Raw genomic sequence first — 13,162 nt, 5'->3', positions numbered from 1 at the left:
CATGTCACTGAGAGACCGTTTCAGCGAAGAACTGCGTTACCTGCACGAACTGGGGAACGACTTTGCCAAGGACAACCCACAACTCGCGCGGTTGCTTGGCAAAGGTGCCAGCGACCCCGATGTCGAACGCCTGATGGAAGCCTTTGCGTTCCTGACCGCCAAGCTACGGCTGAAGCTGGAAGACGACTTGCCAGAGCTGACCCATCCCATGCTGCAGTTGCTCTGGCCGAACTACCTGCGGCCGCTGCCCAGCGCGACGATCATCAAGTTCAGCCCGGTGAGGCAATCCCTCAGCCAGTCACAGCGCATCCCAAAGGGGTCGCGGCTGTTCTCGAAACCGGTAGACGGCGTGGCCTGCGAGTTCCGCACCTGTACAGCGGTCAACATTCATCCGTTCGAGATCGACACGGTGGCAGCCACCCAGACATCCGACAGTTCTGTGATCTGCATCGGCCTTCAATCACTGGCCGAGCGGCCGTTGAACAGCCTGGGCTGTACCAGCCTCGACTTTTACCTCAGCGGCGATACTCGTACCGCCCGCACGCTTTACCTGTGGGTTTCCCAATACCTCAAGCATGTCAGCGTGACCATCAATGACGTGGTTCGTCGGCTGCCGGCAAACAGCATCGCATTCCCAGGGTTCAGCCCCAACGACGCCTTGCTGCCTTACCCACAGAACGTCTTTGATGGCTACCGGATCCTGCAGGAATACTTCGCATTCCCCCAACGCTTCCACTTTTTCAGCGTTACTGGGCTTGAAAAGATCTGGCCAGCTCATGACAGCCAGCAGGTAAACCTCGAATTTCACTTCACGCGCCAGCTACCCGACTCGCTGCGTGTCGGCAAAGCAGATTTCAACCTGTTCTGCGCACCTGCGGTCAACCTGTTCCAGCACAGCGCCGAGCCCATCGACCTGTCCGGCAAGGACGCCATGGTTCCACTGAAGCCCAAGGGCACAGCGCCGTACGGCTACGAAATCTTCAGTGTCGACCAGGTGATCAGCACCCGAACGACGACTGACGGGAACACCGGTGAGCACCTTCGGACCTTCCGTCCCTTCGAGTCATTCGCCCATGAAATCGAGCACGTCCAGGGGCGCACGGCGCTGTATTACCGCTGCCAGCTGGAAGAGTGCCTGCACGGCAATGGCGTCATGCATCGAATCGCCTTCGTCCGCGCCGACGCCAACAGCTACATAGGCGAGCTGGAAACCGCGTCCATCGACCTCACTTGCACTAATCGGGACCTCCCGCTGGCGCTGGGCATCGATGACATCAACGTTCTGACCGAACTTACGCCGCCTCTGGCCACCTACACCAATCTCTGTACACCCACCCGCCCCTGTCGCCCGGTGCTGGACGGCCAGTTGCAGTGGGCATTGATCTCCAACATGTCGCTCAACTACCTGTCCTTGCTCTCGGTAGAGCCGCTGAAAGCGGTGATCCGCGCCTACGACTTCATGGCCCTGCACGACATCCAGCAGGCCCGCACCACCCGTAAACGCCTGGAAGGTATGCGCGACATTCATACGCAGCCCATGGATTGGCTGATCAAGGGGCAACCCATTCGCGGCCTGCACACCCGGCTGAAACTGGACCAGACCGCCTTCCTCTGCGAAGGCGACTTGTACCTGTTCAGCTGTGTGCTCGCTCATTTCTTCGCCCTGTACGCCAGCATCAATTCCTTCCACCAGCTGGAAGTGATCAACACCACCAATAACGAGCACTACACATGGCCAATACAGACCGGCAAGCAACCGCTGATCTAGCCGACAAGCTGCTTTGCGAAGCGCACCAGTACAACTTCTTCCAGTTGCTGGAGCGGTTGCACGGGCTGCATGGCGATGACCTGGAACCCCGTTGGCCGGACAAGGCCACCCGGCGGCGCGTGCGCCTGGCCTGCGACCCACGGCTGACCTTCCCTGTTTCGGACGTGTACAAAGCCCAGCGGATGCCCGCTGAGGAAGCGCGCTACCGCATCATTGCCACATTCCTGGGGTTGCACGGCACCGATTCGCCATTGCCCACCTATTACCTGGAACAGGTGGCGTATGAACATGCGCATGGCATCGGTGTACGGCCGGCCTTCTTCGACTTCTTCAACCACTACCTGCTCAGCCTGTTGCACCGTATCTGGCGCAAGTACCGCTATTACATCCGCTTCCAGCCAGGTGCCAGTGACGGGTTCTCGCAGTACGTGTTTGCCCTGCTTGGGCTTAACGACAAGCAGTTGCGAGGGGACACGGCGCTGCCCTGGAGCCGCCTGCTCAGTTTTGCCGGCGTGATCGCCAGCCGCAGCCGTGCGCCGGGCACTGTGGCCGGCATCATTGCGCACTGCTTCGACCTCAAGCAGGTGCACATCCGCGAGTTCGAGACGCGATCAGTCGTCACGCCGTCCAGGCAGCTTGCAAGGCTGGGGCGGACCAACGGCCAGCTGGGCAGCACGTTCATGATCGGCAGCCGCACGCGCACTCGCAGCAGCAAGTTCACCATCGTGATCAGCGAACTCGACCAGACACAGCTGCGGGACTTGCTGCCCAGCGGCATCAACTTCGGCCGTTTGCGTGCACTGATCGACTTTCTGCTGCGTGACGGGCTGGCCTATGACCTCGAACTGCGCCTTAAGCAGAGCGCGTTGTCCCCCTTCTGCTTGCACCGCAGCCAGGGCGCATACCTGGGCTGGACCAGCTTCGTCGACGACCGGCATGGCCAGATCAGCCCGGTTGTACGCATCCGGGGGCGCTCATGAACACAGTCACCTTGAGCATCACCAACCTCGACCAACTGCAGCACGGCGTTACTGCTCGGCACCTGTTCGATTGCAAGGGCGGCACCATCGGCAGCGGGCGAGCAAACTGGCAGATCAATGACCGCGATCAGACCGTTGCGCCCATCCACTGCGAAATCCGCTGGATCGAAGGCAGCTTCTGCGTGATCGACCACTGCCACCGCACCTACCTCAATGGCAGTGCCAACAGCCTGGGGCCGCTTCCACCCAGACGCCTGGTTGAGGGTGACCAGCTTCTCATTGGTACCTATCGGCTACAGGTTCAGTACACCCAGGATCAGGCCTGCACGCGCTCGCTGGAGGACCTGTTCAACCCGGACCCGAGGGTGCTCGACCGCCTGATAGCGGAAGCGCCTGCACCCGCTTGGCCGGCACAGCCTTCTGCCCCCCAACCAGCCGTCGAGATCTCCTCGGTCTTCAAAGCAGCCATGGGGAATGACCCTCTGGCAGCGCTGGACGCAGCAGACGGTGAAGGGGCACTCCGAGAAAGCCCGCTGCAGCGCCTGATTGCCGGAGCATACCCATGAAGCCTCATCCACTTCTGCTCGCCAGCCTGCTGCTTGCGCTGGTCGTGCCCACCGGCTGTACCTCTTTGAGCAGAATGAGCCAGGTGGCCATGGACCACTCGTTGCCCATCGGGCCGCCCAAGGATCACCCGACCGAGGTCGCATTCAGCATCAATGCCAGCCCTACCCTCAACGGCAATCCGAACAGCCTTGACGTCGCAGCCGAACAGGATAGCGCCCTGGAGCCCAGCCCCTACGCTGTAACCCTGAGTGCTGGCGACCCCTATGCGTTGACCGAAAAAATCGGGGTTCTGTTCGAATACCTGCAAGCGCAATTCCCGGCCATGTCCCCCGTCGAGCTGGACGAAGGAGACGAAAGCGACCCGGCGCGCTCGCCCCTGGAAGAAAGCGGCCCCGGCAGCTACGACGACCCTCAAGTGGCGTTGACCTTGCCGCGCACCACAAGCGTTGCCTCAGCGCTGGTCGCTACGCCCATTGCCATCACGATCCTGCAACTGCGCGACGACTCACTGCTGCGCAACACCGTGTACCAGCTACTGGAGCAGGACCCAGCCAAAGCGCTGCGCAGTACCTACATCCGCAGTGACGATTACCTGCTGCGCCCTGGCCAGTTCAAGTACATCCCGTTCGAGCCTATCCACGCCGAAACCCGCTTCGTCGCGGTGATTGCCGATTACCGAGGGCATGAAAACGCCAGTTGGCGGCAAGTTCTGCGCATTCCGCCGCGTGGCCGCCAGATCATGCTGTCGGTGCTGGTCAACGACACGCACATCGTGCTCAAGGAAGAAGACTGATGGCGCCTCAACACCCTTTGCCCTTCCTGCTTACTCACGCTGACACGGAGCGCCCATGAGTTCACGCAATCCCGTTCTCTGGCCCGAAGGCCTGTTCGTCAAACCACAGCATTTCCAGCAGGCGACCAGGGCCAGCGAAGCAGCCCTGCACCAGCGCCTCGCCAGCCTCAACGCAGCCTTCTACGGCTTCAGCGAACTTCAGTTGAGCGACGAATACCTGAGCCTGGGCAAAGTCGCCATCACCCGGGCGCGAGGTGTGATGCCGGACGGCACGGTGTTCGACATTCCCGCCGACCTGCCGCCACCGCCGCCGCTGGAAATCGGCGACGATGCGTGCAAAGACAGTGAGGTGTATCTGTGCCTGCCGCTGCGTACCGATGGCGGCCGCGAAGTGAGCTGGCCCGACAATGCAGCCAATTTCCGCTATACCGCCCAGGCACAGGAAATCAAGGATACCCACACCGCTGACGGTGACCTGGTGCAGGTAGACCTTGCGGTGCCCAACCTGCAGCTCAAACGCAAGACCGAAGACAGCAGCGCCTACACCCGCCTGGCCCTGGCACGTATTCTGGAACGGCGCCCCGACGGCAGCCTGCAACTGGACGAAGCGTTCTACCCCACCAGCGTTTCGGTGCGGGCGGTGCCAGCGCTGCAGCGGTTTCTTGAAGAAATCACCCATACCTTGCGCGAGCGGGCGCGCGGCCTCGCCACGCGGATTGGTGCCTCGGGCCAGTCCGGGATCGCCGACATTCGCGACTTCAACCTGCTGCAGGCCATGAACCGTTGGTGGCCATGCTTCCAGCATCTGGCCAGGCAAGCGCAAACGCACCCCGAGCAGCTGTACCTGTGCATGAGCCAGGCCTGCGGCGAATTCGTCACCTTCACCGACCAGAACAGGCTGCCGCAGGAGTACCCCGCCTATCACCACACCGCGCTGCGCACCTCTTTCAAACCACTGGAAGACACCTTGCGTCGGTCTCTGAGCACCGTCTTGCGGCCACGCGCTGTTTCACTACCGCTGGAGAGCGAACAATTCGGCGTGATGACGACCACGCTGGAAGACCGCCGGCTGATCGACGAAGCCGACTTCATCCTCGCCGTGCGCGCCAGCATGCCACCACAGGCGTTGCGCCAGATGTTCATCCAGAAAGCCAAGATCACCTCGCTTGAGTCACTGAATGACCTGGTGCCGCTGCAATTGCCGGGCATCCCTTTGTTGCCATTACCCGTGGCGCCCCGCGACCTGCCCTTCCATGCGGGCTTCAGCTACTTCGAGCTGGACCGACGTGACCCGGCCTGGGCGTGCATGAGCAAGGCGAATGGCTTCGGCATCCACATTGCGGGCGACTTCCCAGGGCTTGAACTGCAGTTCTGGGCGATCAGGAGTGAGTGACATGGGAAAAGACAACAATACGCCCACCGATGAAAACAACGCTGCAGTCAACGCGCTTGATTCAACCCTTGAAAAGCCAGTACCCGCCCCCCGGGCTGCGGCAACCAATGCGCAAGTATCCACGGACAAACCTGAGCCCTTTTCCGAAGGCTACCCCGCTGACCCGGAATTTCAGCTGCGGGGCGGCTTCGCCAACCTGATGCTGGATGCCGCATCGCCGTTGTTCGGCTTGGTTATACGCCTGCGTACGCTGGACGAGCTGCCAAACATCCAGGACGTGCACCAGCAAGTGCGCGGCCAGATCGACAACATCCAGGAAGAAATGCGCCAGCACGGTTACGAGCCGGCTCAGTTGCTGGCGTACTCCTACGGTCTGTGCCTGTTCATAGACGAGGCCGTTATGGAGCGCCCCTGGGGCAAGAGCAGCTGCTGGAGCCAGGAGCCGCTGCTCAGCATCTTCCACGACGAGACCTGGGGTGGAGAAAAAATCTTCACGGTGATTACCCGCCTGATGCAGGAGCCCAAGCGTTACCAGGACGTACTGGAGTTCATGTACTACGCCCTGTGCCTTGGGCTGAAGGGCAAGTACGCGCTCGCGCCGAAAGGCGAAGAAACACTCAACGCACTGATTCACCAACTGCACGGGATCATCCGCGAACTGCGCGGCCCCACCCCCGAAGAAGTCTGCGACCCCTACACCAATGTGGCCCCACGCAACTTCCGCATGAGCCGGCAATGGCCCTGGTGGAGCCCCTTGGTGATTTCCGCCATCGCCATGGCGGTGGCTTACAGCATCTATAGCTATCGCCTGCACCTGATCACAACCGAGGTACTGGAGTCGCTCAACGGCATTTTGCAGCAATAGCCAACCGTGACACAGCACCACTGAATGCAACGAATACGCGAGGCTTTCGCCTCGCTGACAAGCCCATCGTTTCCGATGGCCACGCCACCGTGGTGCGCGTGCTTTACCCACATGGACGCAGGAGTAACTGCCATGCCAACACCCGCTTACATCAAGATCGTAGGCCAGACCCAAGGCAACATCACCGCGGGCGCCTTCACCGCTGACTCCGTCGGCAACGTGTTCCAACAAGGCCATGAAGATCAAATTCTGGTTCAGGAAATCAAGCATGAGGTGACTACGCCCACTGACCCCCAGAGCGGTCAACCGAGTGGCCAGCGCGTGCATAAGCCTTTCATATTCACCAGTTCACTGAACAAAGCTACCCCCCTGATGTATCAGGCACTTGCCACCGGCGAAATGCTGCCAACGGTCGAGGTCAGCTGGTATCGCACCTCGTCGGAAGGCAAACAAGAGCATTTTTTCACCACCACGCTCGAAGACGCCACCATCGTCAGCATCAATACCGTGCTTCCCCACGCACTCGACAAAGACAATGAAAACTACACCCAGCTGGTTGAAGTATCGCTGGCGTATCGAAAGATCACGTGGGCTCACGATGTAGCCAATACCGAAGGCTCTGACGACTGGCGCGCACCCGCCGCCTGACCTGTGCAAATGCCCCGGGCAGGCCATGCCCGCCCGGGCTTTGTGTTGATTCAGACGGCGGACAAGGATCTTTTATGCCTAGCCAATCTGATTTGCGCTACAGCTTTGAGGCACTCGTTGGCAACGCTGAGTTCGAAGTGGTGTCGTTCGAACTACGAGAAGGGATCAGCACACCCTTCGAACTGGAGCTGAAATTGATCAGCTTCGAGAACGATATCGACTTCGGCCACCTGCTCGACAAACCGGTGCTCTTCACCATCTGGGAAGGCGGACGCCCAGTACGCTACGTGCACGGTCTGGTCAGTCGTTTCAGCCAAGCGGAAAGTGGCTTCTACCGCACCTACTATGACGCGCTGATCGAGCCACAGCTGGCCCGTGCCAGCCTGCGTTCGAACTGGCGCATCTTCCAGCAGAAGACCGTGCCGCAAATTCTTGAACTGATGCTCAAGCGCCAGGGCATCGACCAGTACGCACTACGCGCCAGCCTGGACCACCAGGTGCGCGAATTCTGCGTTCAGGCCGGCGAAACCGACCTCGACTTCATCGCCCGCCTGGCGGCCGAAGAAGGCTTTGTCTACCGCTTCGAGCACAATGAAAAACGCCATAAGCTGATCATCACCGACAGACTGCAGTCACTCGGTCTGATAAGTCACGGTGTCATCAAACACGAGGACGACGCCGAAGGCTTCTACCGTGAGCGTGAACCGTCAGCCACAGCCACCGTGCTGTACCATTCCAGCCACGGCGGCGACCAGCCTCAACCGTGCCTACGGCGCTTGCGCTACAGCGAACAGGTGCGTACTGCACGGCAGGTTCAACGCGACTACACCTTCACCCACCCGGCCTATCGTCAGGAACACAGGGCCTCGGGCCCGTATCTTGAGCACCAGTCCACGGACTATGAGTGCTTCGACTACCCCGGCCGTTACAAACGCGATGCCGTTGGCAAGCCGTTCACCGAAAACCGCATCACCGGCTTGCGCCATGACGTGCGTATTGCCCAAGTGCAAGGCGACGATGTGCGCTTGCAACCAGGCCTGAGCTTCACCCTGACAGGCCACCCGCGCGAAGACCTGAATGTGCATTGGCGGGTCAGCACGGTTCGCCACGAAGGCAGCCAGTTCACCAGCCTGCAGGAAGAAGCTGCCGGGGCCGACCAGGGCACACGTTACGAGCAAAAGGCGGTACTGGTGCCTGGCAGAACCGAGTGGCGCCCAGCCCCGTTACCCAAACCACGCGTTGACGGCCCGCACATGGCCACCGTGGTGGGGCCGCCCGGTGAAGAGATCTACTGCGACGAATGGGGCCGGGTCAAGGTCAGCTTCCCCTGGGACAGAGAAAGCCAGGACAACGCGTTCAGTTCCTGCTGGGTACGCGTCTCCCAAGGCTGGGCCGGCGGCAGCTGGGGCTCGATGGCCATCCCACGGATTGGCCAGGACGTGATCATCCACTACGTCAACGGCGACCCCGACCAGCCGATGATCACCGGCCGTACTTACTGCGGTAACCAGCTGCCACCGTACGACCTTCCCCGTCACAAGACCCGCATGACCATCAAGAGCCAGACCCACAAGGGCGATGGCTTCAACGAGCTGCGCTTCGAGGACGAACTGGGCCAGGAGGAAGTGTTCATTCATGCCCAGAGGGACCAGAACAATGTGGTCAAGCACGATGAGACTACGCAGGTCGGCAATGACCGCAAAGAGCAGGTCGATCACGACGAATCGATCCTGATCGGCCACGACCGTACGGAAACGGTTGGCAATGACGAGCACATCACCATCGGGCAGGACGCCGCGCTCGACATCGGCAGAAACCACACGATCAGGATCGCCAAGGACCGTGTCGAAAACATCGGCAATCACCGTCACGACCAGATCGCCGCCAATCACCACACCCGTATCGGTGGCAACTTCGAACAACGGGTCGAAGGGCATGCCGAGCTGGAAGCCCGTGGGGATATCCGCAGACGTACTCGCCGTTATGAACTTCGAGCCTCGGAAGCCGTGGTCATCCAAGGCCCTGGTGGCTCCATTCGAATCGACGAAACGGGCATCACCCTGGACAGCCCGACGATTCGCATCACCGGCCAGATGCTCAAGTCGGCAAATGGGACGACAAGCCCCTTTTCCATCAGCAGTGCACCGAACACCGGCAAGCCTCTGGAGCGCTTGTGTGGGCGCCGCCCTGATGGTACCTGCCCCCTGCCCGATTGCCGCTGTATCCGAGGGCCAGGCCAATGACTACAACGCCATCACCTGCTCCGCGCAGCGAAGACTTTGCTCACAACTGCCGCTTTCTGCTGCTCATGACCAGGGCAATCGAGCACTGGGCCTATCGGCCCATCCCGCAGGAAGGTGAACTGGTTCCTGCTTATGCCCCATCGGTACTCGAGCTTATCAACGCTGTCAGCCGGAATACTCAAAAGGCATGGTTATGGAAGAACAGCGCCCTGGATGACCGTCATGAGTTTGGGCCTTTGCTGGTGGACGTTGCAGACGCTCACGAGCTGCTTGCCCATGCAATCACGACCTGGATGCCTATCGGTGGAGCCATCGCGCTGGATGCCGAGGTTGGCCTGGCAGCGCTGGCAGACCACTTCACCAGCCTGGTGCAGGTCGTGCTCCCTGATCAGAGCGTTGCCACTCACCATGTCACACCGGACCATCTTGCAGCCTGGCTGAATGCGCTGGACGACGACCATCGCAAGGCCTGGCTTGGCCCGGTGTCTCGGTTGGCATGGCGAGTCAACTGGGGGCCGGCTCATGAGTGGAAAACACACGAAAACAAGCCGATTGCTGCTCGCTCAAGATCAGAGCTGCCTTTGACCCTCCACCCGCTTGAACTTGATCGGCTGCAAGCAGGCATGCACGAGCACTTTGTCCTCTCATTGGCGCATGAGGTCTTGGCCATGCCGCCCCATGCCAACCATACCTTGGCGGACATACGCCTATGGATAGAAACACTCCTGCCGCAACTGACAGCCCTCAATTTCCGGAGCGAGGAAGTTGCGGGCCAATTCATTCGGCTGATAGCCGGGCACATGTGGCTGATGAGCAATGACAAGGCAGGAAAAATCTACACCAACCTCGAAGAGTCGCCCCAGGCCCGCCTTCGCGAGCTCCAGGCACTGGTCGAAAGCAAGGAGCCTGCCCATGACTAATGCCTCCGTCAGCAGCGCCACCTCCGGCCCGGCCTGCAGCGCACGCGTGCCCATCCTGCCGGTGCGCTACGCCATCGTACCCCGCACCGGCGACGCCCCCGCCTGCCGCTATGCCGATGCAGGCTTCAACCTGGAACAAGGCTTCGCCCCGCTGCAGCACTCGGCCTACACCCTCCGCGCTGTGCGCCCAGGCTATGTCTACGTGTTCATGAAAGGCCCTCTGGGCGAAAAACTGGTCATTCATGAGCACGTCGGCGCGGGCCTCTACAAGGAGATGCGCTACCAAGGGCTGGAGGACTACCACCGCCGTGAGCGCTACCTGTCTGGCCAGAGCATCGGCTGGGTATGGGCCGACACCTGCCAGGACACGGCCAAGGAAGTGTGGATCGGCTACAGCCCGCACCTGTGGACCAACGCCATCACCGCCCGTATCACCGGTTCGGCAGCCCTGCGCAAACGGCACATGCGCCAGCTGGACATGGCCGAGCTGGTGAGCGGCAACCCGGCGCCGTCCACCCAGCCCCATGTGTTGCCAGTGAGTGCCCTGCAAACCTGGGTCGAAGACTTCAAGCCAACCGAGCGGCGCATGCCGCTGACCTGGAGCAGCGACCCGGTCACCGAAACCTTGCCCATCGGCAACCTCAATGCCATCGCCCGCCACTACCCCTGGACCCAGCCGAAAGTGCCAGTGGTGGTGGCGCTCGCCGACGCCGAAGGCATGGCCCTGGACCTGAGCCTGTCGGTCTCGGCCTACCAGCATCAATTGCGTGACCTGATGCCGGCCGAGCAACTGGAGCACACAAGACCCGCCCAACCTCCCGAGCAGGAGCGCGTGCCAGCGTGTTACCGGCTGGATGCCGAACAGCTCAGCCCGCAGAGCCGCGACTTTCACCATCGCAACCTGGTCGCCATGCTGCTGAACAAGACGCTGGAAAGCCTGTACCCGGCGGATGCCCCTTCACCGGAACTGGCCGCGTTCAGGCTGGGCACGTCACGCCGGGGGCCTGCCCTGTCGCCGGCCGAGTCCCATTTCCAGGCCCTCACCCATGAAGATTACTCCCCCAATGGCGCGCGCCTGGCACAGCGCCTTGATGTCGACAAATACCGGCGCTTCCTCGCCGAACGCGACGCGCTGGAACGGCGGATTGCCGCCCTGCGCAACCTGGCCTTGCAAGCCAGCAACGATCATGACGCCTGGCTGGCGACGGCCGAATCCCAACACATTGATAACCCCTACAGCCTGGCTGCGGCACTGGCCTGTTACGACCGCGACGAACGCACCTCCGCCCGCGGTCTGGAAATCTCACTGGCGTTGCTGATTCACCCGATGGGCCAGCCGACACCCGGCACCGAAGATCATGACCGACGCTTCAAACGCCTGGAGCAATGGCTGGACCAGCACGACAGCCCGCTTTACACCGCCTTGGCGCCGTTCAACCCGTTCAAGGATAAAGCCGATTCGATCGGCTCTTTGTTCGGCGCCAGCGACAACGTGATCGAAGGGCTGGCTGGTCGCTTCCCGGCCATGGCTGACATCACCGACCTCACCGCCCAATCGGTCAATGCCGTGGTGCTCAAGCGCCTGCGTGGCCAAACCCGTTGGGATGCCAGCCATGGCCTGCGGCGGCAAGTGTTGCTGGCAGCGCGCGAGGCCAATGCCGAGAAAGCGCTGGGGTTGTTGGCGGCGCGCTATCGAATCACCGAGCAGGCCATTACGGAAAATCCCTTTAGCCAGGAGGTGCAGCGGTATTTGAAGAGCGGCATGGCGCAGGTTGAAGAGATGAAAGCGTTGCGCATATCAGGAAGCCGCACGGTGTCCATCGAGCTGACCACCACTGCACGGGTGAAACCCAACTTTCTGGGGTTGCTCACCTCCGGCGGTGGTGGCGGTTTAAACGCGGGGATGCTGTGGTTCAACATCTTATCGCTCAAGACGGCTTACAACAGCCTGCAAAAGAGCGACGCACCGGAATACACCATGGGGTTCGCTTCATCTGTTTTCGGGGTGATCGGTGCAGCGGCGGCGACATTGGTCAGCGTGCGGGCGACGCAAAAGGCCATGATGTTGAAGTGGATCTCAACGGCGCCAGGCATGGCCTTTGGTAACGGCATCATCAACTTTCTGACGAGTAATCTTTTCGCGCGGGCATCAGGCTACCCGGCGATAATAATTGGGTTTTCCTCAGATATTTTTAAGGCAGTACGTCAATGGCAGAACGGCAATCTTATTTCAGGCTTATATACAGCGGCCGCCAGCGCGACTACTGCTTTAGGTTCGATTCTTGTTCTAGAAGGAAGCCTTGCCATCGCGGGCACGACAGTCCTCATTCCTTTTGCAGGCTGGACAGCAGCTGGAATCGCCTTGATCGGAGCAACTTTGATCGGTGGAGGACTATTCCTCTACTCAAAAGCACACTCCCGCCTTCACAGCCCTTTAGAATTATGGGCCAGCAGAAGCATATTCGGGACAAGGGAAAGTGATGGAGAAATACGGGAGAATATAGAGTTAGACTTTGATAAAAAATTGCCACCCTTTCGCCACATCCACGAAGAAATCAAGTCATGGCAGATTGAATTTCTCTCACCGAAAGCATTGTTGGCACCGTATTCTGAGCAGCTCGGCTTAGGCGCCCTAACGACACATTTGGATATAAATAACAAATGGCCAACACCTGACTGGGCAACAATTATCCATACACAGGTCATTAAACAAAACGCAACACTCGAGCTAACTATACTTTTACCAGAATTCGTATTAGGTCAAAGCGAATGGTCAGGGAGCTTAGTGAGCCAGAATCTCGACAGGCAGACAACCCCACTCCAAATAACCCCTGACTGCCATATCACCCCAGCAGGCTTATTACTTCATTACAAAACTGATGCTAGACAAATCAGGTCTACCACGCTAACGATTAATTACTATGCCAACCAAGGACTGGATGACGACACCCCTTCTACTACCACTATTCATCTGGAACGCTAAAC

Annotated in this window: 10 protein-coding genes; all 10 read left to right on the top strand. The window is 60.1% G+C overall.

Annotated features, from left to right (window positions below):
- The first annotated feature begins 1 nt into the window (after position 1).
- The 10 genes from tssF (at position 2) to BJQ17_RS02790 (ending at position 13,160) form a co-directional block, all read left to right on the top strand.
- On the top strand, positions 2 to 1,768 hold the full coding sequence (gene tssF, locus BJQ17_RS02835) for a type VI secretion system baseplate subunit TssF (protein ID WP_003254169.1): 1,767 nt from the start codon (positions 2 to 4) through the stop codon (positions 1,766 to 1,768).
- On the top strand, positions 1,732 to 2,748 hold the full coding sequence (tssG, locus tag BJQ17_RS02830; protein WP_003254170.1) for a type VI secretion system baseplate subunit TssG: 1,017 nt from the start codon (positions 1,732 to 1,734) through the stop codon (positions 2,746 to 2,748). The genes tssF and tssG overlap by 37 nt, the downstream gene beginning before the upstream one ends.
- On the top strand, positions 2,745 to 3,314 hold the full coding sequence (locus BJQ17_RS02825; protein ID WP_003254171.1) for an FHA domain-containing protein: 570 nt from the start codon (positions 2,745 to 2,747) through the stop codon (positions 3,312 to 3,314). The genes tssG and BJQ17_RS02825 overlap by 4 nt, the downstream gene beginning before the upstream one ends.
- Positions 3,311 to 4,108: a type VI secretion system lipoprotein TssJ gene (gene tssJ / locus BJQ17_RS02820; RefSeq protein ID WP_004574570.1), complete on the top strand. Its 798-nt coding sequence runs from the start codon at positions 3,311 to 3,313 to the stop codon at positions 4,106 to 4,108. Before BJQ17_RS02825 ends, tssJ begins: the two co-directional genes overlap by 4 nt.
- 55 nt (positions 4,109 to 4,163) lie before the next feature.
- On the top strand, positions 4,164 to 5,501 hold the full coding sequence (gene tssK, locus BJQ17_RS02815) for a type VI secretion system baseplate subunit TssK (protein WP_014859257.1): 1,338 nt from the start codon (positions 4,164 to 4,166) through the stop codon (positions 5,499 to 5,501).
- A 1-nt stretch (position 5,502) separates the two neighbouring features.
- A complete protein-coding gene (gene icmH / locus BJQ17_RS02810) occupies positions 5,503 to 6,366 on the top strand; it encodes a type IVB secretion system protein IcmH/DotU (RefSeq protein ID WP_060538226.1) in 864 nt (287 codons plus the stop codon).
- 132 nt (positions 6,367 to 6,498) lie between these two features.
- Positions 6,499 to 7,014 carry an Hcp family type VI secretion system effector gene (locus tag BJQ17_RS02805; RefSeq protein WP_010954872.1) on the top strand — a complete coding sequence of 172 codons (516 nt, stop codon included), beginning with the start codon at positions 6,499 to 6,501 and terminating at the stop codon, positions 7,012 to 7,014.
- A gap of 74 nt (positions 7,015 to 7,088) precedes the next feature.
- The gene (locus BJQ17_RS02800) at positions 7,089 to 9,257 is read left to right on the top strand and encodes a type VI secretion system Vgr family protein (protein ID WP_003254176.1); all 2,169 of its coding nucleotides are present in this window, start codon (positions 7,089 to 7,091) and stop codon (positions 9,255 to 9,257) included.
- Positions 9,254 to 10,177, top strand: a complete 924-nt coding sequence (locus BJQ17_RS02795; protein ID WP_003254178.1) for a DUF4123 domain-containing protein — start codon at positions 9,254 to 9,256, stop codon at positions 10,175 to 10,177. Before BJQ17_RS02800 ends, BJQ17_RS02795 begins: the two co-directional genes overlap by 4 nt.
- Positions 10,170 to 13,160, top strand: coding sequence for a T6SS effector BTH_I2691 family protein (locus BJQ17_RS02790; protein WP_070095493.1), 2,991 nt, complete (start codon positions 10,170 to 10,172; stop codon positions 13,158 to 13,160). The genes BJQ17_RS02795 and BJQ17_RS02790 overlap by 8 nt, the downstream gene beginning before the upstream one ends.
- Positions 13,161 to 13,162: the final 2 nt, after the last annotated feature.

Source organism: Pseudomonas sp. NBRC 111139, assembly GCF_001753955.1.
Classification (GTDB): domain Bacteria; phylum Pseudomonadota; class Gammaproteobacteria; order Pseudomonadales; family Pseudomonadaceae; genus Aquipseudomonas; species Aquipseudomonas alloputida.
Note: the sequence above shows the minus strand (reverse complement) of the source record. Positions and strands in the feature narration are given on the sequence as shown.